Genomic DNA, 24,466 nt, shown 5'->3' with positions numbered 1-24,466 from the left:
GCCTTAAAAAACAAATATGACTAAAGTTATTCCACATTCTCTTTTTACCGATTTTGACATAGATTTATTTAAAGCGGGAAAACATTTCAGATTATATGAAAAATTAGGAGCTCATTTAACTGAAGTGGATGGAGTGAAAGGTGTCTACTTTGCAGTTTGGGCTCCAACTGCAAAGTCAGTTTCGGTTGTTGGTGATTTTAATTATTGGACTCAGGACGAACATAATCTAAATGTACGCTGGGATTCCTCTGGAATTTGGGAAGGATTTATTCCAGAGATTTCAAAAGGAGCACTTTATAAATATAAAATTCAGTCCAATATTAATGGGGTAATTACCGAAAAAGCTGATCCGTTTGCGCTTTATTGCGAAAAGCCGCCACATACGGCATCTGTCGTGTGGGATTTGGATTATAAGTGGAAAGATGAAAATTGGATGCAAAACCGTCAAGATTATAACGCCTTAGATAAGCCATATTCGGTTTACGAAGTGCATTTGGGGTCTTGGAAACGAGCAGATCATAATCGGTTTTTGACTTATTTGGAACTTGCTGATGATTTAGTCAAATATGTAAAAGAAACTGGTTTTACTCATGTTGAGTTTATGCCAATTATGGAATATCCTTACGATCCTTCTTGGGGTTATCAGTTAACAGGGTATTTTGCTCCGACTTCACGCTTTGGGAAACCGCAGGATTTTATGGTTTTGGTTGATAGGCTGCATCAGGAAGGAATTGGGGTGATTTTAGATTGGGTTCCGTCACATTTTCCAGACGATGCACACGGCTTAGGTTTTTTTGATGGTTCGCATTTATATGAGCATCCAGATCGAAGAAAGGGCTATCATCCGGATTGGAAGAGTTTGGTTTTCAATTATGGAAGAAATGAAGTTCGCGCTTTTCTGATAAGCAATGCCGTTTTTTGGCTTCAAAATTATCATATTGACGGACTAAGAGTCGACGCTGTGGCTTCTATGCTTTATTTGGATTATTCTCGAAAAGATGGTGAATGGGAAGCTAATATTTTTGGTGGAAGAGAAAATTTAGATTCCATCAGTTTTCTTAAAGAGTTTAATGAAGTGATCTATTCTAATTTTGATGGAGTTCAGACTATTGCAGAGGAAAGTACTTCTTTTCCTATGGTTTCAAGACCAACTTCTATAGGAGGTTTGGGTTTTGGAATGAAATGGATGATGGGATGGATGCATGATACGCTAAAATATTTTCAGAAAGAAACTGTCTACAGAAAATACCATCAAAATGAATTGACTTTTTCGATGACATACGCGTTTACTGAGAATTTCATGCTTCCGTTTTCACATGATGAAGTTGTGTATGGCAAAAAATCTCTTATCTATAAAATGCCTGGCGATGAATGGCAGCGCTTTGCGAATTTAAGGTTGCTGTACGGTTATATGTTTACGCATCCTGGAACAAAATTATTGTTTATGGGCGCTGAATTTGGTCAGACTGCTGAATGGAATTTTGAACAAAGTTTAGACTGGCACTTGCTGCAATATGATTTTCACTCCGGAATAAAAAGATTGATTTCAGATTTGAATCAATTGTATAAATCGCAGCCTGCATTGTACGAAAAACAATTTGGAGGCGATGGTTTTGAATGGATTAATTATTCAGATCATCAGAATGCTATTTTATCTTACATCCGAAAAGGCAATAATCCTACTGAGAATTTAATCGTAGTCTGTAATTTTACTCCAGTCGTTCGAGCAAATTATAGAATCGGCATACCCAAGGAAGGCAAACTTCAAGAGGTTTTTAATAGTGATGCTATTGTTTACGGCGGAAGCGGCGTTGAAAACTCTAAAGCATTAAAAGTAGAAGCAATTGCTTATGATGGACGAGATTATTCAGCTGAATTAATTTTACCGCCTTTAAGTGTTATCGTTTATGTTTTAGTTTAATAAAAAAATCTGGAAGTAAGATTTTGTCATTATATCGTTTCAAAATTATCAAATTGCTGATTTTTTATTTTGTAATTTGATACTCATTCAGAAAAAACGTTTTCGTGAATAAACCTTTTATTCATAGGGTGTTACCGACTTTTTTTGTATGTTTGGATAGAGGAAAAATGTTAATTTAATTCATTGGAGATATGATTACAAATACATCATTAGAATACAAAGGCGATTTATACCCATCAAAAATTGTTTCTTATGAACATGAAGGAGATTCTATTTTCTTTAATACGGATAACAAAGTAATTTTAAAAGTCACGGTTCTTCGTGATAGTTTAATCCGATTTCGTTTTACTACAAAAGGTTATTTCAGCAACGACTTCTCGTATGCTATTGATAAAACTCAGCTTCACGGTTATAATTTTTTGGAAGTGACCGAAGAAGAAACCTATTTTCAGATCAGGACGAGTAAAGTAAAATGCAAAATTCAAAAAGCAGATCTTCGTCTTTCAATTTATGATTTAAACGATTTTCTGATTCTGGAAGATGAGCTTGGTTTTCATTGGGAGGAAAGCTACGAATACGGTGGAAATATCGTTAAAATGAGCAAATATGCTAAGGACGGAGAATGTTATTACGGTCTTGGGGATAAGGCTACTCAAATGAACCTTAAAGGTAAAAGAGTAGAAAATTTTGCCACAGATCAATATGCTTATCAAAAAGATCAGGAACCATTGTATAAAGTAGTTCCGTTTTACATTGGTCTGCACAACAAACAGTCTTACGGAATATTTTTCGACAATACATTCAGAACTTTTTTTGATTTCTGTCAGGAAAGAAGAAATATTACCAGTTTTTGGGCAGAAGGTGGCGAGATGAATTATTATTTCATTTATGGTCCGCAAATGCAGGATGTTGTAACAACTTATACCGATTTAACAGGAAAGCCAGAGTTGCCGCCTCTTTGGGTTTTGGGCTATCATCAATGTAAATGGAGCTATTATCCAGAAAGTAAAGTAAAAGAAATCACTTCGAAATTCAGGGAACTACAAATTCCGTGTGACGCTATATATCTAGACATTGATTATATGGATGGTTTTAGATGTTTTACATGGAATAAAAATTATTTTCCCGACCCAAAGAAAATGGTTTCAGAGCTAGCAGAAGACGGTTTTAAAACTATTGTAATTATTGACCCTGGAATTAAGATTGATAAAGATTATTGGGTTTATAAGGAAGCTTTAGAAAAAGATTTTTTCTGCAAAAGAGCTGACGGACCTTATATGAAAGGAAAAGTATGGCCTGGAGAATGTAATTTTCCTGATTATACAAATCCTTCAGTTAGAGAGTGGTGGGCTGGATTATTTAAAGAATTAATTGCAGATATTGGCGTTAAGGGAGTGTGGAATGATATGAATGAGCCTGCTGTAATGGAAGTTCCAAATAAAACTTTCCCAATGGATGTTCGTCACTTTTATGACGGAAACCCTTGCAGCCACAGAAAAGCGCATAATATTTACGGAACGCAGATGGCTAGGGCGACCTATCATGGTGTGAAGCGTTTTGCTTATCCGAAACGACCATTTGTCATTACAAGATCGGCTTATTCAGGAGCACAGCGTTACACATCTTCGTGGACGGGAGATAATGTAGCGACTTGGGAGCATTTATGGATTGCCAATATTCAAGTGCAGCGAATGTCAATTTCTGGAATGGGATTTACAGGTTCTGATATTGGAGGCTTTGCAGAACAGCCTACAGGCGAGTTATATGCACGCTGGATTCAGTTAGGTGTTTTCCATCCGTTTTGCAGAACGCACTCTTCTGGCGATCACGGAAATCAAGAACCTTGGGCTTTTGATGAAGAAGTGGTAAATATTACTAGAAAATTTGTAAGTCTGCGCTATCAATTGCTTCCGTATTTGTATACTATGTTTTGGCAGTATATTGAAGAAGGAGTTCCGATGCTGAAACCTCTAGTTTATTACGATCAAGACGATACGCAAACTCATTATCGCAATGATGAATTCATTTTCGGAAACCATATTTTAATATGCCCAATACTTGAACCTAATGCTGTAGGTAGGCGTATGTATATTCCTAGAGGAGAATGGTATAACTACTGGACAAATGAGCTTTTTATTGGCGGAAGAGAAATTTGGGTTGATACTAAATTTGATGAAATTCCAGTTTTTGTAAAAGCAGGAGCTATTATTCCTAAATATCCTGTTCAGCAATATGTGGGCGAATTAGAGTTTGACGAATTGACTCTTGATGTTTATTATAAAAATGGTAAAGAGCAGTCTGCAGTATACGAAGATGCGCAGGACGGTTACGATTATAAAAAAGGACGTTACAGCTATTTGTCACTAAGAAATATAGGGAAAGAAAAAGAGCTTATTATTCAGCTTCACAAAGAAGGAAAATACGAAACGCCATACTCTAAATATAAAATCAATTTGATAGGGCTTCCATTTAAGGTTGCAGAAATTGAAATTGACAATGAAAAATTTGAGTATGACAAAATTAGTTTCGAGCAAAATAATTTCTTACTAGTTGATAAAGAGTTTAGTGAGCTTCACATTATAGGCGAATAGAAAAATTTTGATAATTTTTTGGCTTATAGTGTAAAACATTTCATCTTTTTTAGTCGTATTTTTGTTATAAAAATAGCTCGAATTATGAAAAAATATGTTTGTTTAGGGGTTTTTGGAGCACTTATGATGGGTTGCGCAACAAATCCGATTACAGGGAAGCAAAACTTGAATTTTGTTTCGAATAGCGAATTATTTCCATCTTCTTTTCAGCAATACAGCCAGTTTTTAACTGAAAATAAAGTTATTACAGGAACAGCAGATGCAAAACTTGTTGAAACTGTAGGATTTAAAATAAAGGCGGCTGCAGAAAGATATTTAAATTATTTAGGTCAGACACAATACTTAAAAGATTATCGATGGGAGTATAAATTGGTTGATAACAAAGAAGTAAATGCATGGTGTCTTCCAGGAGGTAAAATTGTTGTGTATTCTGGAATTTTGCCAATTACACAAAACGAATCTGGTTTGGCGACCGTAATGGGACATGAAGTTTCTCATGCTTTGGCAAATCACGGAGCGCAAAGAATGTCTGCCGCACAATTGCAGCAAATAGGAGGCGCAGCTTTGGGTGCCGCAACTAGCGGAAAATCTGAAGCAACACAGCAGATATTTGCACAAGCCTACGGAATTGGTTCTGAAGTAGGGGTTATGCTTCCATTTAGCAGAAGCAATGAAAGTGAAGCTGATAAAATCGGTTTGACTTTAATGGCAATTGCAGGTTACAATCCAGACGATGCTGTAGCTTTCTGGAGCAGAATGGCTGCAAAATCTGGCGGAGCTTCTACACCTGAATTTATGAGCACTCACCCTTCTGATGCTTCAAGGATTGCAAATATTAAAGCTTTAATTCCCGAAGCAAAAGCAATTGCATTAAAAGTAGGAACTATCAAATAAATATATTTTTAAGATATTCAAAAAAGCCATTCGTCACGAATGGCTTTTTTTTGTTTATAATTTATTAATGAACGAATTAGCTATTTTATATCTGTTTATCATAAAAAATGGATAAATTCGTAGCCTATTTAACAAAACCATTTCTATGAAAAACCTACAAAAAGGAGATAAGAAGCTTTTAAATGCTTGGGCATTTTATGATTGGGCAAATTCTGTTTATACGCTTACAATCGCTTCGGCAGTTTTTCCAATTTTTTATGAAGCATTATTTAGCGATCGCGACCATTATATTGATGTTTTCGGTCTCCATCTAAAAAACTCAGCCTTAATTAGTTTTATTACAGCAGCTGCCTTTTTGGTTGTTTCCTTTATTTCGCCATTATTATCGGGTATTGCCGATTATGTCGGAAACAAAAAATCCTTCATGAAATTTTTCTGCTACATGGGAGCTTTGTCATGTATGGGATTGTATTGGTTTAACCTTGAAAATATCTATGTCGGATTGGCATTCTATTTCCTTGGATTATTAGGATACTGGGGAAGTTTAGTTTTCTATAATTCATATCTCCCAGATATTGCTTTTGAAGAACAGCAAGATAGGATTAGCGCAAAAGGATATTCATTAGGTTACATCGGAAGTGTTATTTTGCTGATCATAAATCTAGCCATGATCATGAAGCCAAAACTTTTTGGAATATCAGGAACTGAAGGAGAAGCTGCGATGAAAGCAATGCGTTATTCTTTTGTAATGGTTGGAGTTTGGTGGATTTTATTTAGCCAATATACCTATTATTATTTACCTAAAGGAAGTAAAGAAACAGGGCAGAAGCTAACAAAATCTGTAGTATTTAATGGTTTTAAGGAACTAAAAAAGGTTTGGGGGTTATTGAATGATAATGTTCCGTTAAGACGTTATCTAGGCGGTTTCTTTGTTTCTAGTATGGCAGTACAAACTGTAATGCTTGTTGCGACATATTTTGGAGCTCAAGAAATTCAATGGGAAACCAAAGAGCAAAGCACAATTGGTTTGATCATTTGTATTTTAATCATTCAATTGGTTGCTGTTGTAGGGGCAGTACTAACTTCAAGAGCTTCTGAAAAATTTGGAAACGTTCCAACATTAATTTTTATCAATGCGATTTGGGCAGTGTTTTGCGCATTAGCTTACTTTATTATACTTCCAATGCATTTTTATGTAATGGCTACGGTTGCTGGATTTGTAATGGGAGGAATTCAAGCTTTGTCTCGTTCAACTTATTCTAAATTATTGCCAGAAACAGAAGATACGGCATCATTCTTTAGTTTTTATGATGTGGCAGAAAAAATTGGAATCGTGATCGGAATGTGCGTTTACGGAATTATCGATCAAATTACAGGAAGCCCTCGTGCGGCGATTGTGATCTTAGCAATATTCTTTATAACGTCAATTTTCCTTTTAAGAAGAGTGCATAAAAAAGACGTTTCAAATTAATTGAAACGCCTTTTTTAAAATAACCAATATCACGAATTGCAAGAATTGTTTAATTGATGATTTCTATTGTAATTCGTGATATTTTTTTTAGAAAAATTAACCTTTTGTAATAGTTCCCGATCCCGAAACTTTTACATCTCTTTTCTCAGGATTTCCTATATATTTTATATTTCCAGAACCTGCAACTCTTGCTGTAATGCTTTCGTCGCAAGTCACTTTGCTATTTCCAGACCCAGAAACGTTTGCTTCTACAATTTTAGATTTTAAGCTGGAAGCATCAATATCGCCAGAGCCAGAAAGCTTGGTTGTAAGTTTCGTAGCTGTTCCTTTTAAATTAATATTTCCAGATCCGCTTACGTGCAATTCTAAACTGTTTGTGTCAACTGGTAGACTGAAGTTTCCTGAACCGGATAATTTTACTGCAAGATTATCATTTTTGATTACGTCTTTCGACTGGATATCTCCTGAGCCCGCCAAACTTAATTCTGAAATTTTCTCAAATGGAACTGTAACTTGAATTTTACCTGAGCTTGTGCGTATTTGAGTTCCTTTATCAACATAAATTTTTAACGAATTATCTTCAACTTCTACTTTGATAACTGCTAATAAATTTTCTTCTCCTTTGATTGTAATTTTTCCCTCTTTTCCAGACACTAAGTTTACGTCAAAAGAACCAGCTATTTTAATGCCGTCGTAACCTCCAGTGGTTCTGGTTTCGGTAACTACTTTTCCGTTGCCTTGTACTTTGTTTTGCGCATTAACTGTGCTATTTGTAAAAAATGCAGCTAGCGCTAATAATAAAATTGACTTTTTCATTGTTTTGATTTTTAGATGATTAATTTTTTGTTAGCGAAATATTTCCGTAGTTCGAGTTAATATTGATTCTGTTTTGACCTTTTTTCTTGTAGAAGCCTGCAATTCTTTTGCTATTGCTTTTTACTTCCGAAACAGAAAGTTCTAAAGAATTATCATGTTTGATGTTTGTATATTTTCCTGATATATCAAAATCAAAAGCGTAATTTGGAACGTACCCAATTGCAATGTCTGTATATCCAGAGTTTATCGTGATATTTCCAGCTTTCTCAGTTACTGTTCCAATGCTTATTTTACTGTAATTGGTATCATAGCTAAAGTTGCTCGACACTTCTCCAATAATATACGTGAGATAATTTCCAGATCCGCTCAAAGAGTTGATTTTTTGGAATTTAAAAGTTCCGTAATTACAGTTCGCTTTAATGTTTTGGCCATCATTTAAATTCACGTCAGTATAGCTGGCATTGAGATTTAGATTTCCAGAATCATTAATTTTTAGACCTGAATATCTAGCATCAATATTTCCTGCTTTTATGTAATCTATGCTCGAATTTTGGCAATATTGAATTGAGATTTGATTATTTGAACCATTCAATTTTCCTAAAGCAACCTTACCGTATTTACACTCAATATCTGTAGAAGATTCAGCATTTGGAACAGCAATATTGCCGTATTTGTTGGCTAACTTAATAGTTCCGTTTTTTGGAATTTTGATAACATAGTTAATCTCAAAACTATTGTTGCTTCCTTTGCTTTTAAGATTAGAACTTCCTAACGATGTTACAGCAGTAACCATGCTTTTAAGAGCCGTAATATCGACATCAATGCTGTTTAAGCGTTCGTTTACCCAGTTTTCGTTAGGGCCATTTACTTTTATGGTAATGTCAAGATCAATTTTATCTTCATCCCAAGTGGTGACCGTGATGTTTCCGTATTTGTTGTCTACATCAATTCCAGCATTCGAATTTACGATATACGTTTTTTTAATGTTTTTTTGTTTCGTTATGTAGGTGTCATCATTTGAAAATCCTAAAAAAGGAATCAAAAGCAATAAGATAAGTAAATTATAGTGTTTTTTCATTAGAGGTGTTTTTTAGTTTTTCGTTGTCTTCAATTCTTTTCAAAACGGTTTGCAAAAAAGAAATACGTGTTTGGAGATTGCTAATCATCGCATAAATAATTTGTTTGTTCTCACCATTTTTTTGCAGTTCATTGATGATTTTTTGATAATCAGCATCAAAAGTTTTCATCTGTTTCATAGCATCATTAATAATCTGCTGATTTTCTGGCGAATTTTTCTCTTTTAGTTTAACCAGTTCGTTGTCAATCAGAATGTTGAAAATAGAATCGGTACGTTTAGTCTCTTTAGAAGCAAATTTGAATTCTTTTGGTTTTTCATTTTTATAAAAAAGAGACACTCCAAGCATCAATACAATCGAAGCGGCAATAGCAGTCACGAACCAGTATCTTTTTGCAGGCTCTTTTTTGTTTAATTTTTGAAGAAAATCCATCTGATGATCAGGGTTTAAGTCCTGAATATCCCATTGGTTTTCAAATCTGTTGAATAATTCGTCTAGGTTGTCTTTTTCATTTTTCATAATTCCAATTCATTTTATATTTCTTCCAATTTTTTTCTCAAACTATCTTTTGCTCTGCTCAAGGTTGTTCTGCAATTTGCGTATGTGATATTTAAAATCTCGCAGATTTCTTCTTGATCATAACCTTCAATGTAAAAAAGCGTCAATACCATTCTGTAATTATCTTTCAGTTGTAAAATGGTGTCCAAAACTTGTTTTACTTTTAGAGAACTTAAGTCAATATTTTCAGAAATAATTCCGTCGTTTTCTTCGATTTTGTAAAGCTGTTTACTTAGGTCTTCTACTTGAAAAGAATTTTTCTTCTTATAAAAATCGATGCTATAATTGATGATTATTTTTTTTAACCATGCTCCAAAAGCCACTTCTTGTTTATAGTCATTAATTTTTGTAAAAGCTTTTAAGAAACCTTCCTGCATGACATCTTGTGCAAAATGTTCGTCTTTAACAATACGAAAAGCCACATTGTACATTGCCTTACAATAGCGATTGTATATTTCAAACTGCGCTTTTTGATTGTTGCTTTTGCAAAGCGCAATCAGTTCTTCGATATTTTGGTTGTTTCTGCTCAAGTAGTGGCTTTTGGTTTTTAGTAAGGACTGTGCTTTTTTTAGTTTGTTACACTTTTATAAAATTAATTTTATTTTTTTTTAATTTCATCGGGCCGAAAGTGAAAATATAATTTTTTAGAACTGACTTCTTTTGCTTTTGGCATAATGATTGTCTATTTTTATGGCCTATCTTGTAATTGAATAACGAAACACGTTTTCAGTAAAAACTTCAATAAGCAATACTCCTTTTACAGATAGCACAAAAAATTTAATGACAAAAAGACTTATATTTTATTATGTCAAACCATAAAATACTTACTATTGACAATCTGTCACTTCAAGAATTTGACTCAGAGGCAGAATTAATTCCATTGTTGACACCAGAAGACGAGGAGGAAATGAATAATGAAGAGCTTCCTGTTTCGCTTCCCATTTTACCTTTACGTAATACTGTATTGTTTCCAGGAGTTGTTATTCCAATTTCTGCTGGAAGAGATAAGTCTATCAAACTAATTAACGATGCTAACGCAGGCGGGAAAATTATTGGTGTTGTATCTCAAATTAATGAAGAAGACGAAGATCCGTCAAAAGATGATATTCATAAAGTAGGAACTGTAGCACGCATTTTACGCGTGCTAAAAATGCCTGACGGAAACGTTACGGTTATACTTCAAGGAAAAAAACGTTTCGAAATTGACGAAGTAGTTTTAGAAGAGCCGTACATGACAGCAACAATCAAAGAAGTTGCGGAAGAACGTCCAGACGAAAACGACACTGAATTTACAGCGATTTTAGATTCGGTAAAAGAATTGGCAATTCAGATTATCAAAGAAAGTCCAAATATTCCTTCAGAAGCTACTTTTGCTATTAAAAACATTGAAAGCCAGTCGTTTTTGATCAATTTTGTTTCTTCAAACATGAATTTGTCTGTAAAAGAAAAACAAGGGCTTTTATCGATAAATGGTTTAAAAGAACGTGCTTTAGAGACGTTGCGTTATATGAATGTTGAACTTCAGAAATTAGAATTGAAGAATGATATTCAGTCAAAAGTTCGTTTCGATTTAGATCAGCAGCAAAGAGAATATTTCCTTCACCAGCAAATGAAAACCATCCAAGAAGAATTGGGAGGCGTTTCTCAGGAAGAGGAAATGGACGAAATGGGGCAGAAGGCGAAAACCAAAAAGTGGGACGAAAAAACGCAGAAGCATTTCGAGAAAGAATTGTCTAAAATGCGCCGCATGAATCCGCAATCTCCAGATTTTGGAATTCAGCGCAATTACTTAGAGCTGTTTTTAGAATTGCCTTGGGGCGAATATTCTAAAGATAAATTTGATTTGAAACACGCTCAGAAAGTTTTAGATAAAGATCATTTCGGTCTTGATGAAGTAAAGAAAAGAATGATTGAGCATTTGGCAGTTTTAAAATTGCGAAATGATATGAAATCACCAATTATATGTCTAACTGGACCTCCAGGAGTTGGTAAAACTTCTATCGGACGTTCGGTGGCAGAAGCTTTAGGGCGTGAGTATGTTCGTATATCTTTAGGCGGATTGCGTGACGAAGCAGAAATTCGAGGTCATAGAAAAACCTATATCGGAGCAATGCCAGGACGAATCATTCAGAGTTTGAAAAAGGCAGGAACGTCAAACCCTGTGTTTATTTTAGACGAAATTGATAAATTGTCAAATGGAAACAGCGGAGATCCTTCTTCAGCTTTATTAGAGGTTTTAGATCCAGAGCAAAACAACGCTTTTTATGATAACTTCCTCGAAATGGGATATGACTTGTCTAAAGTAATGTTTATTGCGACGTCAAATAACATGGCAGCGATTCAGCCGGCTTTGCGCGACAGAATGGAAGTAATCAAAATGTCGGGCTACACTATTGAAGAAAAAGTTGAAATAGCTAAAAGGCATTTATTTCCAAAACAATTGGAAGCTCACGGTTTAACTGCAAAAGATCTGACTATTGGTAAAAAGCAATTAGAAAAGATTATTGAAGGCTATACAAGAGAATCTGGTGTTCGTAATTTAGAAACTAAGATTGCGCAAGTAATTAGAAATGCAGCAAAATCTGTTGCAATGGAAGAGGAGTACAACAAAAAAGTTACTGATGAAGACATTGTAGCAATTTTGGGAGTGCCAAGATTAGAGCGTGATAAATACGAAAACAATGATGTTGCTGGTGTTGTAACAGGTTTGGCTTGGACAAGTGTTGGCGGAGATATTTTATTTATTGAATCTTTGATTTCTGAAGGAAAAGGCTCATTGAGCATTACAGGAAATCTTGGAACTGTAATGAAAGAATCAGCTACAATTGCATTAGAATACATAAAGGCAAATGCTAAGAAATTAGGCATTAGCACTGAGCTTTTTCAAAAATATAACATTCACTTGCACGTTCCCGAAGGAGCGACTCCAAAAGACGGGCCAAGTGCAGGTATTGCAATGCTTACTTCTTTAGTTTCGCTTTTAACTCAGAAAAAAATTAAGAAGAGCCTAGCTATGACAGGTGAAATCACTCTTCGCGGAAAAGTGTTGCCTGTTGGCGGAATTAAAGAAAAAATCTTAGCAGCCAAAAGAGCGGGAATTAAGGAAATCATTCTTTGCCACGAAAACAAAAGTGATATAGACGAAATCAAAGCAGAGTATTTAGAAGGCTTGACTTTTCATTATGTTAAAGAAATGAGCGAAGTCTTAGCAATAGCTTTGACTGATCAAAAAGTTAAAAATGCTAAAGATTTGAAGTGAAATTTTAAATCTAAATATATAAAATCCAAATTCCAATTTTCATGATTGGGATTTGGATTTTTTTTGTTCAGCGTTATTTTTAGAGTGATATAATTTTATATTTGCAGTTGCGTTATTGCCCTATAGGTGCGCCAAAAACAAATGCTTAAAAAAGTTGTTTTATTTTTTGTATTCTTAATTTGTTCGTACTCTTTCGGACAAGTTGGAGGGCGCTACACCTATCAATTTTTAAATCTAACCACTTCACCAAGACAGGCAGCATTAGGAGGAGATATTATTACGATATATGACGAAGATGTTAATCAGGCCATGTCAAATCCTGCTCTTATAAATGCTGATATGGACAATCATTTGGCATTAAATTACGGAAGTTATTACGGTGAAACCTCTTATGGAACTGCTTCATACGCTTACACGTACGATAGGCACCTGCAAACTTTTTATGCTGGGGTCACTTATGTAAACTACGGCACATTTGAGGGCTATGACGAAAATGGTGAAGCAACTTCTAATTTTACAGGAAGCGAAGGCGCGTTGTCGCTTGGATATGCGTACAATGTTCCCTATACAGATTTTTATATAGGAGCAAGCGCTAAATTGATAACATCGTCTCTTGAAAGTTATAATTCGATCGGAGGTGCAGTTGATTTGGGTTTTTTATATGTAAATGAAATGAATGATCTGAATTTTGCTCTTGTCTTTAGAAATATGGGAACACAGTTTACGACTTATTCAGGAATTAAAGAAAATCTGCCTTTTGAAATCGTTGCTGGTGTTTCGCAAGAGTTAGAACACGTGCCAATTCGCTGGCATCTTTCTTTGGAAAACCTCCAGCAGTGGAATATTTCTTTTTCGAATCCCGTTCGAGGAGAAACCAATATTGACGGATCTACAAGTCCAGAAAAAGTTTCATTTGTAAACAATGCATTGAGACACGTGGCATTTGGTGTTGAACTTTTTCCTAAAAAAGCTTTTAATTTTCGCATAGGATATAATTTCAGAAGAGGAGAGGAATTAAGAGTTGATGAGCAGCGCAATTTTTCAGGTGTTTCGTTAGGTTTTGGTTTAAAAATGAATAAGTTGAAATTTAATTATTCATATTCTAGATATACATTGGCCGCTAATACAAGTCTTTTTGGTCTGACATTAAATTTTCAATAATTGCATGAAACTGTTTTATCTGGCTTTTTTTTATTGTCAGATGGTAAAGTTTTTGTTTTATCATTTATTCGCGATAAAACAAATAATTTAGATGCTTTGTATAAAAATAAAGATGGCTACATTTGCAATAGCTTTGGCTGTTTATGGCTTGAAAAAGCCTTTGAAAAGAATAAAAATTTAAAAATATAAAATTGAAAAAAATTACCATTGCCATCGACGGATTTTCATCTACAGGTAAAAGCACTCTTGCAAAACAATTGGCAAAAGAATTAGGATATGTTTATGTAGATACTGGGGCAATGTATCGTGCTATTGCCTATTTTGCTATGCAGCATAACCTGATTGGCGCTGATTTTTTTAAGAAAGAAGCTTTGATTGAAGCATTAGCAGCTATTAAACTTGAATTTAAGTTTAATGCCGATTTAGGTTTTGCTGAAATGTATTTGAATGGTGAAAATGTAGAGAAACAAATTAGAACTATTGAAGTTTCTAATTTTGTAAGCACTGTAGCGGCAGTTTCAGAAGTTCGTGCCAAGCTTGTAGAACAGCAGCAGGAAATGGGTGTTAATAAAGCTATCGTTATGGATGGCCGCGATATTGGAACCGTAGTTTTTCCGAATGCAGAACTAAAAATCTTTATGACTGCCAGCGCAGAAACCCGCGCCCAAAGACGTTTTGACGAATTGCAGCAAAAAGGAGATAATGTGTCTTATGAAGAAGTTTTGAAAAATGTAATGGAAAGAGATTATATTGATACACACCGCGAAGATTCTCCATTGATAATTGCAGATGATGCAATTGAGATTGATAATTCTTACTTAAATAAAGAAGAACAATTTACCGCAGTTCTAGAATTGGTGAATGATGTTGTTAAAACAGTATAATTTTTTGTAGATATTATTTTTAATGGTAGTTTTACCGCCTATTTTTTACTTTAAAGACAATTTCATTATATGGGGATTAAAAACAGATTGATTTTAATGAGCTTTCTTCAATTTTTTGTTTGGGGAGCCTGGCTTATAACAATTGGAAATTATTGGTTTGGTACAAAAAACTGGGAAGGCACACAGTTTGGATTAGTTTTTGGAACCATGGGAATTGCTTCTCTTTTTATGCCAACTCTAACAGGTATTATTGCTGACAGATGGGTAAATGCTGAAAAACTTTACGGAATTCTTCATATTTTGTACGCAGCGGTTTTGTTTGGAATTGCACAAGTTACAACGCCTGATACTTTTATTGTAGTGATGCTTTTGGCAATGTGCTGTTATATGCCGACAATCGCTCTTAGCAATTCTATATCTTATACTTCGCTCAAATTAAATAATAAAAACATTGTAAAAGATTTTCCGCCAATTCGTGTTTGGGGTACAATCGGTTTTATTGTTGCTATGTGGATTACCAATTTAAGCGGAAGCAAGGCAACAGAATATCAATTTTATATAGCTGGTGTCGGCGCTTTAATCCTTGGAATTTATGCTTTTACATTGCCAAAATGTGAGCCGCAGCGTTTGATTAAAGAAAATGCAACTTGGATTGAAACCTTCGGTTTAGAATCGTTTAAGCTTTTTGTAAACTATAAAATGGCTTTGTTTTTTGTTTTTTCTATGTTTTTAGGAGGAGCGCTTCAGCTGACAAATGCTTATGGGGATGTGTTTTTGGATGAATTTAAACACTTCCCAAAGTATGCTGATTCTTTTGTGATACAATACTCAACGATAATTATGTCAATTTCTCAAGTTTCTGAGACATTATTCATTTTGGCAATTCCGTTTTTCTTAAGACGTTTTGGAATCAAACAAGTAATGCTGATCAGTATGCTGGCTTGGGTTTTGCGTTTCGGATTGTTTGCTTTTGGAGATCCTGTAAACGGTTTATGGATGATTATCCTTTCTTGCATTGTGTACGGAATGGCATTTGATTTTTTCAATATTTCTGGATCATTGTTCGTAGAGAGCAATACCGATTCTAAAATTCGTTCTTCTGCGCAAGGTTTGTTTATGATGATGACCAATGGAGTAGGAGCGGTTTTAGGAAGCTTGACTTCTGGTTGGGCAATTGACCGTTTCTTTACAAAATCATTTAATAATAGCGCTGAACTTGCTGGATTTTTACAGACAGATGCAGCCAATGAAAAAATGGTCGAGTTTGTAAAAAGCCAAGGGAATTCAATTTCTAGTGAAGGTATTTTTGCAAATCCGGTTTTAATGAAAGATTGGCATACAATCTGGCTGTCTTTTGCAGCTTATGCTTTGGTAATTGCAATTGCCTTTGCTGTTTTGTTTAAACACAAGCACGATCCAAAAGAAATCGAGAACTTGAGTCATTAATATTTAGATCTTTAAATAGATAAAATCCGCTTTGAATTTTAAAAGCGGATTTTTTTATGATTCGAAAATATAAGTTTATTATGTTGATGCATTATTGTGCATCAAATTTGCTTTTTGTATTTAGTTAAGCCGTTTTAGCTATGGAAAATAGAAAAGATAAAGTACCGCCTGTTTTTGAACCTGTAACGTCTATTCCGCTAACGTTCATTAATTATAGTTTGGGTATCCTGTTTATGCTGCCTATTCTGCTGCTTTTTGCTAGCATATTTGCATTTGTTTATGAAGGCAATATTGAAGCGGCATTATCTGTTTCTGTTTTCGCTTTTATCATTATTGTTCTATTCGTAGTTTATATAATTGGAAAACGCAAAAAAGCGTATACCACAATATTGATCAATCACAACGGCATTCAGTATTTTAATAAGTTTAATGGCAAATTGATGAAAGAAATTGCTTGGGATAATTTTGTAAAAGGAAAAGAAAATTTTAATGAAGCAGTGGGGATTAAATATGACATAACAACAGTATTGCCTAGAAAAGCATTCTATTCTTATTTTAACTTTGAAGTTTTGGTTGGTAAAGAAGCGATTATTCAAAAAGAATTTTTCCATGGAAGCCACATTTTTTATCTTTTGTATGCTAACAGATTGAAATTGATAAGGGCTTTTCTGTTGGGAATAAAACATTTTAGGCCAGATTTAAGAGTTGATCCTAAGGCTTTTAGAGATCATTATATTAATCCAGAAAGTTTTGAAATTGATTTTAAACAGCGAAACCTCTTGGTTTTTTTCGCATTTTTAGTTCTTATTGCAATCTTGATAGGCATTTGTTATTTTGTTTAAGTACGAGCATGACTTAAAAGAAATTGAAAATCTGAGTCGTTAAGACTTTTGATTGTAATTTAAAATTAAGCCCTACAGGTTTTAAAGGCCTGTAAGGTTTTTGTTGTCTTGTGAAAGCTAAAATTTCTAAACTAGCCCCGATAGTCCCGAAGCATCGGGAGGATATCCTTTTATGGTGGGGTTCGCCATAAAAGATAGAAAGCAAAGCGGGACTAAACGTCTTTTGGAACCTCAAATTTCCTGCTCCTTAATAATCTGCTGATAATCATATCGGTTTTGTTTTGTTAATTCAGAAAAATGTATTAATTTTGCAGTCCTTTTGGCAGAGAAGAGTTTCCATTAGGAATCAACCATTTATGTAAAACAACTTCTGTATTTTCTATCGCATAGAGAAACTCGAGAAAAACAGAATACAAATTTTTTTATCAGCATGTCTGAACAAACAAAATCACAAGAAGAGTTTTTAGCAAATTTTAACTGGCACAACTTCCAAGAAGGAATCGATGCAGTAGATGAGAAAAACTTGCAAGAGTTTGAAGAACTAGTATCAAAAACTTTCATCGCTACAGATCAAGAAGAAGTAGTTGAAGGAGTTGTAGTTAGAATTACAGATAGAGACGTTATCGTTGACATCAATGCTAAATCTGAAGGTGTTATTTCTTTAAACGAATTTCGTTACAACCCAAACTTAAAAGTAGGTGACAAAGTTGAAGTATTAATCGACATCCGTGAGGATAAAACAGGTCAATTAGTATTATCTCACAGAAAAGCACGTACTATCAAATCTTGGGATAGAGTTATTGCAGCTAATGAAACTGGAGAAATCGTTAACGGTTTTGTTAAATGCAGAACTAAAGGAGGTATGATTGTTGACGTATTCGGAATCGAAGCGTTCTTACCTGGATCTCAAATTGACGTTAAGCCAATTAGAGACTACGATGTATATGTAAACAAAATGATGGAATTCAAAGTGGTAAAAATCAACCACGAATTCAAAAACGTTGTTGTATCTCATAAAGCTCTTATCGAGGCTGATATTGAAGTACAGAAAAAAGAGATCATCGGTCAATTACAAAAAGGACAAGTATTAGAAGGTGTTGTTAAAAACATCACTTCTTATGGTGTGTTCATTGACTTAGGTGGTGTTGATGGATTAATTCACATTACTGACCTTTCTTGGAGCAGAATCAACCACCCAAGTGAAGTTCTTGAATTAGACCAAAAATTAAACGTTGTAATCCTTGATTTCGATGATGAGAAAACAAGAATTCAATTAGGATTGAAACAATTAAACGCTCACCCATGGGATGCTTTAGATGCTAACTTAACTGTTGGTGATAAAGTAAAAGGTAAAGTAGTTGTAATCGCTGATTACGGTGCATTTATCGAAGTTGCTGAAGGTGTTGAAGGTTTAATCCACGTTTCTGAAATGTCATGGTCAACTCACTTACGTTCTGCACAGGACTTCGTGAAAGTTGGAGATGTTGTTGAAGCAGTTATCTTAACTCTTGACAGAGAAGATCGTAAGATGTCATTAGGTATCAAACAATTGACTCAAGATCCATGGACTGACATTACTTCTAAATACCCAGTAGGTTCTAAACATACAGGTATCGTTAGAAACTTTACAAACTTTGGTATTTTCGTAGAATTAGAAGAAGGAATTGATGGATTAATCTACATTTCTGACCTTTCTTGGACTAAGAAAATTAAACACCCATCTGAGTTTGTAAACGTTGGTGAAAAACTTGATGTTGTAGTATTAGAATTAGATGTTGAAGGACGTAAATTATCTTTAGGTCACAAACAAACTACTGCTAATCCTTGGGATCAATACGAAGATTCTTTCGCTGTAGGAACTATCCACAACGGTGAGATTTCTGAAATCGTTGACAAAGGAGCTACTGTAGAATTCGGAGATGATATCGTTGCTTTCATTCCTACTCGTCACTTAGAAAAAGAAGACGGAAAGAAATTGAAAAAAGGTGATACAGCTGATTTCAAAGTAATTGAATTCAATAAAGAATTCAAAAGAGTAGTTGCTTCTCACACTGCTATCTTCAGAGAAGAAGAAGAGAAAAACGTGAAAGCTGCTGCTGAAACTACTGCATCTGCATCTACAAACGCACCAGCTGCGACTTTAGGTGATAACAATGATGTATTAGCTGCTTTAAAAGCTAAAATGGAAAAAACTGAGAAAAAATAATTCTTAGTAGAGACGCACAGCAGTGCGTCTTTACATCCATATAAAAGTCCCACAGTAATGTGGGGCTTTTTTTTTGCTTTATACTTTTAATTTTAAGAAGTTTTAACAAATAAAGTTGTGTTATTATCTCAAAAAGTTATTTTTGTATGAAAATACCACCTATGAAGAAACTTTACTTTTTACTTACAGCTTTATGCTTTTTTAACGGTTTGAGTGCTCAGTATATTAATTTTCCTGATGCCGTTTTTAAAAATATTTTGATTTCTACAAATTGTGTCGACACTAATAATGATGGTATAGGCGATCGTGATGCTGATACAAATAATGATAATGAGATTGATTATAATGAAGCTAGTGCAATTAACAATCTATATTTGGATGGAAACATTAGCTCTTTAGAAGGTTTTGATTCTAATAATTTTTCAGGATTAAAAAACTTGAGCATTAAAAATACCTCTTTAACTAAAATAAACCTTTCTTATTTTACTTTTATAAAGATTTTAAAAATAAATAATAATTCACAATTAAAATCTTTGCTTTTAACTTATCTGACTTCTTTATCAACTCTCGATTGTTCCAATAATCAATTGAATTATATTAAAAGAGATTATACCAATAATATTGCTAATGTTAATTGTAGCTTTAATAATTTGACTACACTATATTTTTCAGATGTAAACGCATTAACTAATTTAAACTGTTCGAATAATAACATTTCAAGTTTATATTTAAATCGGCCATATAACGTTTTTAGTTCTTTAGAGTTTAATAATAATATGAATTTAAACTCTATTTGCGCATATCAAAGTGATATTGCATTAATTCAAAATAAATTGGCAGAATATGGAATTTCTAATGTTACCGTAGTAAATTCTTGTACTTTACCTCAATGTGTGGAAGGAACCATCTGTTTTGATGATGAAAATTTTAAAAATTCCATTTTAAATTATACCAGTATTGATTCAAATTTTGACGGTGAAATTCAATTTTCTGAAGCATTACAAGTCACTAAAATGAGCATAGCTTCAAATGTTAAGTCAATTAATACAATTAAGTATTTTGCCAACTTAAAAAGTTTAACTATTGTTAGCACTCAAATCGGGGGATCAGTAGATTTAACCAGCTTGGTTAATTTAGAAGATTTGACTGTACAATGGAACAGTCTTTTTTCAGAATTAAAAATTGATAATTTAGTTAACTTAAAGACCTTAAATATTAGTGATAATAGTAATTTGTTCAGTTTGTATGCAAATGGACTTACAAATCTTAGCAGTGTTAAATGTAATATTAATAAAAATTTATCTGTTTTTCAAATGAAAAACGCCTCTAATTTAGTAACTATTGATTGCTCAGACAATGCTATAACCTCTTTGGATTTGGTAAATGGTACAAATATAAAATCCATTAAATGCAGTAATAATAACATAACTTATTTAAATACTGGTTCTACAACAAATTTAATTGATCTAAATTTTTCCGGAAATAGAATTAACTCTTTTAATTTTTTACCATTTGTAAATTTGCAAACGCTAAATTTTTCTGCAAACTCAATATCAACTTTTGATTTAACGGGGTTAAATAATTTGCAAAAACTTGAATGTCAAAGCGCAAAGCTTTCAAAAATAGATGTTTCCTATTTGCCTAATCTAAAAGAATTAAATTGTGGATTCAACAATATTTTAACTGATATTTTTATTAAAAATAATAATCCCAATCAGGATTTGATAGTATTAAACCTTGGTGAAAATTTAAACCTTAAACATATTTGTGCAGATATTGCAGATTTTAATGTTATTCAAAAAAGCATCGATTTAAGTGGTTTAAAAAATGTTTTATTAGATTCTAGTTGTAGCTGCGTAGGTGCTTGCAGTGATGCAATTATTAATATTCCAGATCCAATTTTTAAAGCAAAATTATTATCTGCAACTAATCAAAATTATGTGGCAAGGAATTTATATGGTTCTTATTTTAAAATTGATGCCAATAATGATAAAGAAATACAAATGAGCGAAGCGTTTAATGTTTATTCTTTGACTTTAAACGAAAGCAACATTTCTTCTTTGCTTGGAATTGAGTATTTTGTAAATGTGGGAGTATTAGATTGTTATCTTAATAAGATTAAAACGCTTAATGTCAGTAATTTATCCAAATTAGCTTATTTTCGATGCCACCTCAATGGTTTAACTTCATTAAATATAAGTGGTTTAACAAAAATTCAAGAGCTTATTTGTTCTTCAAATAATTTGACATCTTTGGATCTTAGCAATTTAACTGAATTAACTCATCTTAATTGTTCCGCAAACCAATTGTCGTCATTAATAATAAAAAATGGAATAAATGAAGAGAGGCTTTATCTTACTCCAAATCCAAATTTAAAATACATTTGTGCTGACGAATCTCAAATTCCAGCTATACAAGCACAACTTTTAGCAGCAAATATTAAGGATTGTAATGTTAATTCGTATTGTACATTTAAACCTGGAGGTAAGTTTTATTCAATTAAAGGAAATAATAGATTAGATTTAAATAATAATGGATGTGATAATGGAGATATTAAATTTCAAAATATGAAAGTTAATATTGCAAGTCAAACTATAACAAACAGTTCGGCATCTGATGAAAATGGCGATTACAATTATTATGTTAAATCGGGATCTTCTTATGATGTTACACCAATACTAGAAGACCCAGCATATTTTAATGTTTATCCAACAACTGTAAAAGTTACTTTTCCAACAGAATCCAGTCCATTTACTCAAGATTTTTGTATCACTGCAAACGGTGTTCATCCAGATTTAGAGGTTGTTTTATTACCGTTAGAACCTGCAAGACCCGGTTTTAATGCTGTGTACAAAATTGTCTATAAAAATAAAGGAAATACCATGCAATCTGGTTCTGTAAATTTAAACTTTGATGATGCTGTTTTAGATTTCGTTAGTGCAAAACCGATACCGGTGGCTCAATCCTTAAATAATTTATCTTGGAATTTTGTTAATCTATTGCCATATGAAACTCGTGAAATTAAATTTACTGTAAATGCAAATTCTCCAATAGAAAAACCAGCATTAAATATCGGGGATATATTAAAATTTAAAGCAACAATAATAGGGGCTGTAACAGACGAAACTCCAATTGATAATACATTTGTTTTAGATCAGACGGTTGTTGGTTCGTATGATCCAAACGATAAAACCTGCTTAGAAGGAACAGTTATTACACCAAGTTTAATTGGTGGATATGTGCATTACATGATCCGCTTTGAGAATACAGGAAACTATGCTGCACAAAATATCGTTGTAAAGGACATGATTGATTTATCTAAATTTGATATTTCAACTTTAATTACAACAAGTTCAAGCCATCCCTTTGTAATTAATATATCAGAAGGAAATAAAGTAGAATTTATATTCGAAAACATCAATCTTCCTTTTGACGATGCAAATAATGACGGTTATGTAGCTTTTAAAATCAAAACCAAACCAACACTTGTTGTGGGAGATTCTTTTACAAACGAAGCAAATATTTACTTCGATTATAATTTTCCAATTTTAACCAATAAAGCAACTTCTACATTTAAAACATTGGGAATTAAGGATTTTGAATTTTCAAAGTACCTTACATTGTATCCAAATCCGGCGAATCAGTTTTTGAATATTTCACAGAACCAGAATATTGAAATACAATCATTTGAAATTTATGATGTTTTAGGCCAATTGGTAATTGCGGTTCCAAATGCAAAAACAACTTCGAATATTGATATTTCTAAACTTAGAGTGGGGAATTACTTTATAAGAGTAAAGTCAGATAAAGGAAGTTCAAGTATGAAATTCATTAAGAATTAAATAGAAATCCCCACAGTGATGTGGGGATTTTTTTTTTGGTTTGTAATATTTTAGTTTCGAGTTATTCCTCTATTGTCAGTTCAAGCGGAGTCGAGAACCCGTTTTGAAAAACGATATTTATTGATATTAGTTTGAAGCTAATAATTTTGATTCTTCTGGGGTGTATTCTGGCACAATCACATAAGTATCAATTTTAGCAACAGCCATTTCATTCAAAATATCGACTAAATTTTTAAAGTTACTTTTTTTGCTTGGCTTAATAATTACAATTGGGCCATTCTTAGGTTTTCCCATTGATGTGGAATATTCAAGAATAGCTCTTTTTTTGCTAAATAGTTCCTTACGAATTCCATTTTGTCCATAATTAATTTCCTTTGCTTTTCCAATAGGATCAAATAAAAGACCAGAATACATTATAATTTTATCATCTTGATCTAATAGAATTGTTACTAAGCGATTATCAATACTTGCACCACAATTGATAACTCTTCCAAATTCTTCGTCGCAATGTCTCTCCGGCATCGCCAGATCTAATAATTTCGGTTTCGACAACTCTCCAACAACCATAAAAAATATAATCAGTAAAAAAGAAACACTGACCATTGCGGTTAAATCTACTCTCGAATTTAACTTTCTGCTTCTGACTTTTTGAGGCAAATTTTTCATAATTAGTAAGTTTTGATTTTAAAATTAATAATAAAAACAAAGCAAAAGTTAGATGTTTTTAAAATTTTTTGAAAAAATATTAGAATATTTTAGTTGCTGTTTTGCTGATAGTTAAAGAGAAAATCAGCACATTTTGATATAATATTAATTTTATGTGAAAACCAAAACAAGTTTATCACCGTAAATGAGCTTATAACTTAAAATCATTTAAATATGAAAACTAGAAAATTTTTAGCCCTTGCAGTTTTAGCTTTAGGATTTGCATTTACATCAAATGCACAAAAATCAGTAATGGTTGGTGGAGCAGCAATGTATCCTAACAAAAATATTATTGAGAACGCTGTCAACTCAAAAGATCATACAACTTTGGTTGCAGCTGTAAAAGCAGCCGACTTAGTTGAAACTTTAAAAGGAAAAGGCCCTTTTACGGTTTTTGCCCCAACTAATGAAGCATTTGATAAATTGCCTAAAGGAACTGTTGAGACATTGCTAAAACCAGAGAATAAAAAAATGCTTCAAAACATTTTGACTTATCATGTGGCGGCAGGAAAATGGAATGCTTCAGATATTGCAAAAGCAATAAAAGAGGGTAAAGGAAAAGCAACTATAAAAGCCGTAAATGGCGGAACTCTAACAGCTTGGATGAAAGGCAAAGATCTGTACATTACAGATGAAAATGGCAATAAAGCAAAAGTCACTATTGCAGATGTGAACCAATCAAACGGAGTAATTCATGTAGTTGATGCAGTATTGCTTCCTAAAAAGTAAATAGGCTCTAATTCTAAAAAATAAAATTCCAAGTTCCAAGTTTTGCGTTGGAATTTGGAATTTTA

Annotated in this window: 18 protein-coding genes; 13 read left to right on the top strand and 5 right to left on the bottom strand. The window is 33.2% G+C overall.

Features of this window, described 5'->3' with window-relative positions:
- The first annotated feature begins 16 nt into the window (after positions 1-16).
- The 4 genes from glgB to N4T20_RS16290 all read left to right on the top strand — a co-directional run bounded on the left by glgB (position 17) and on the right by N4T20_RS16290 (position 6,877).
- The gene (glgB, locus tag N4T20_RS16305; protein ID WP_260670184.1) at positions 17-1,921 is read left to right on the top strand and encodes a 1,4-alpha-glucan branching protein GlgB; all 1,905 of its coding nucleotides are present in this window, start codon (positions 17-19) and stop codon (positions 1,919-1,921) included.
- Between the two features lie 191 nt (positions 1,922-2,112).
- Positions 2,113-4,512 carry a glycoside hydrolase family 31 protein gene (locus N4T20_RS16300; protein ID WP_260670183.1) on the top strand — a complete coding sequence of 800 codons (2,400 nt, stop codon included), beginning with the start codon at positions 2,113-2,115 and terminating at the stop codon, positions 4,510-4,512.
- Positions 4,513-4,596: 84 nt separating this feature from the next.
- Positions 4,597-5,406 carry a M48 family metallopeptidase gene (locus N4T20_RS16295; RefSeq protein WP_260670182.1) on the top strand — a complete coding sequence of 270 codons (810 nt, stop codon included), beginning with the start codon at positions 4,597-4,599 and terminating at the stop codon, positions 5,404-5,406.
- Between the two features lie 145 nt (positions 5,407-5,551).
- Positions 5,552-6,877 carry an MFS transporter gene (locus N4T20_RS16290; RefSeq protein WP_260670181.1) on the top strand — a complete coding sequence of 442 codons (1,326 nt, stop codon included), beginning with the start codon at positions 5,552-5,554 and terminating at the stop codon, positions 6,875-6,877.
- Between the two features lie 96 nt (positions 6,878-6,973).
- Here the strand turns inward: N4T20_RS16290 and N4T20_RS16285 are convergent, their stop codons facing one another.
- Genes N4T20_RS16285 through N4T20_RS16270 form a run of 4 tightly spaced genes read right to left on the bottom strand, consistent with a single transcriptional unit; the run spans position 6,974 to position 9,857 of the window.
- Complete coding sequence (locus tag N4T20_RS16285; protein ID WP_260670180.1) at positions 6,974-7,693, bottom strand: head GIN domain-containing protein; 720 nt, start codon at positions 7,691-7,693, stop codon at positions 6,974-6,976.
- A gap of 19 nt (positions 7,694-7,712) precedes the next feature.
- Complete coding sequence (locus tag N4T20_RS16280) at positions 7,713-8,771, bottom strand: hypothetical protein (RefSeq protein ID WP_260670179.1); 1,059 nt, start codon at positions 8,769-8,771, stop codon at positions 7,713-7,715.
- Positions 8,755-9,288 (bottom strand): anti-sigma factor, encoded by a 534-nt coding sequence (locus N4T20_RS16275; protein WP_260670178.1) that lies wholly within the window; start codon positions 9,286-9,288, stop codon positions 8,755-8,757. Before N4T20_RS16275 ends, N4T20_RS16280 begins: the two co-directional genes overlap by 17 nt.
- Before the next feature lie 14 nt (positions 9,289-9,302).
- Positions 9,303-9,857 (bottom strand): RNA polymerase sigma factor, encoded by a 555-nt coding sequence (locus tag N4T20_RS16270; protein WP_260670177.1) that lies wholly within the window; start codon positions 9,855-9,857, stop codon positions 9,303-9,305.
- A gap of 275 nt (positions 9,858-10,132) precedes the next feature.
- On the opposite strand from N4T20_RS16270, the gene lon reads away from it, so the two are divergent.
- From lon to N4T20_RS16230, 8 genes are all read left to right on the top strand, one after another.
- Positions 10,133-12,586, top strand: coding sequence for an endopeptidase La (gene lon / locus N4T20_RS16265; protein WP_260670176.1), 2,454 nt, complete (start codon positions 10,133-10,135; stop codon positions 12,584-12,586).
- A gap of 141 nt (positions 12,587-12,727) precedes the next feature.
- Entirely contained in the window at positions 12,728-13,747 is a 1,020-nt protein-coding gene (gene porQ, locus N4T20_RS16260; protein ID WP_260670175.1) for a type IX secretion system protein PorQ, read from the top strand.
- Positions 13,748-13,936, top strand: coding sequence for a hypothetical protein (locus N4T20_RS16255; protein WP_260670174.1), 189 nt, complete (start codon positions 13,748-13,750; stop codon positions 13,934-13,936). It begins immediately after the preceding gene.
- 2 nt (positions 13,937-13,938) lie between these two features.
- Entirely contained in the window at positions 13,939-14,631 is a 693-nt protein-coding gene (gene cmk, locus N4T20_RS16250; protein ID WP_260670173.1) for a (d)CMP kinase, read from the top strand.
- 69 nt (positions 14,632-14,700) lie between these two features.
- On the top strand, positions 14,701-16,077 hold the full coding sequence (locus N4T20_RS16245; protein WP_260670172.1) for a nucleoside permease: 1,377 nt from the start codon (positions 14,701-14,703) through the stop codon (positions 16,075-16,077).
- 140 nt (positions 16,078-16,217) lie between these two features.
- Complete coding sequence (locus tag N4T20_RS16240; RefSeq protein WP_260670171.1) at positions 16,218-16,919, top strand: hypothetical protein; 702 nt, start codon at positions 16,218-16,220, stop codon at positions 16,917-16,919.
- A 430-nt stretch (positions 16,920-17,349) separates the two neighbouring features.
- Positions 17,350-19,125, top strand: coding sequence for a 30S ribosomal protein S1 (gene rpsA / locus N4T20_RS16235; protein ID WP_012024823.1), 1,776 nt, complete (start codon positions 17,350-17,352; stop codon positions 19,123-19,125).
- Between the two features lie 146 nt (positions 19,126-19,271).
- A complete protein-coding gene (locus N4T20_RS16230) occupies positions 19,272-22,967 on the top strand; it encodes a T9SS type A sorting domain-containing protein (RefSeq protein WP_260670170.1) in 3,696 nt (1,231 codons plus the stop codon).
- 126 nt (positions 22,968-23,093) lie between these two features.
- Here the strand turns inward: N4T20_RS16230 and N4T20_RS16225 are convergent, their stop codons facing one another.
- Complete coding sequence (locus N4T20_RS16225; protein ID WP_260670169.1) at positions 23,094-23,633, bottom strand: ExbD/TolR family protein; 540 nt, start codon at positions 23,631-23,633, stop codon at positions 23,094-23,096.
- 213 nt (positions 23,634-23,846) lie between these two features.
- On the opposite strand from N4T20_RS16225, the gene N4T20_RS16220 reads away from it, so the two are divergent.
- Positions 23,847-24,401 carry a fasciclin domain-containing protein gene (locus N4T20_RS16220; protein WP_260670168.1) on the top strand — a complete coding sequence of 185 codons (555 nt, stop codon included), beginning with the start codon at positions 23,847-23,849 and terminating at the stop codon, positions 24,399-24,401.
- Positions 24,402-24,466: the final 65 nt, after the last annotated feature.

This window comes from Flavobacterium sp. TR2 (genome assembly GCF_025252405.1).
Taxonomy (GTDB): Bacteria; Bacteroidota; Bacteroidia; order Flavobacteriales; family Flavobacteriaceae; genus Flavobacterium.
This window is presented reverse-complemented; position numbering and strand designations above follow the sequence as displayed.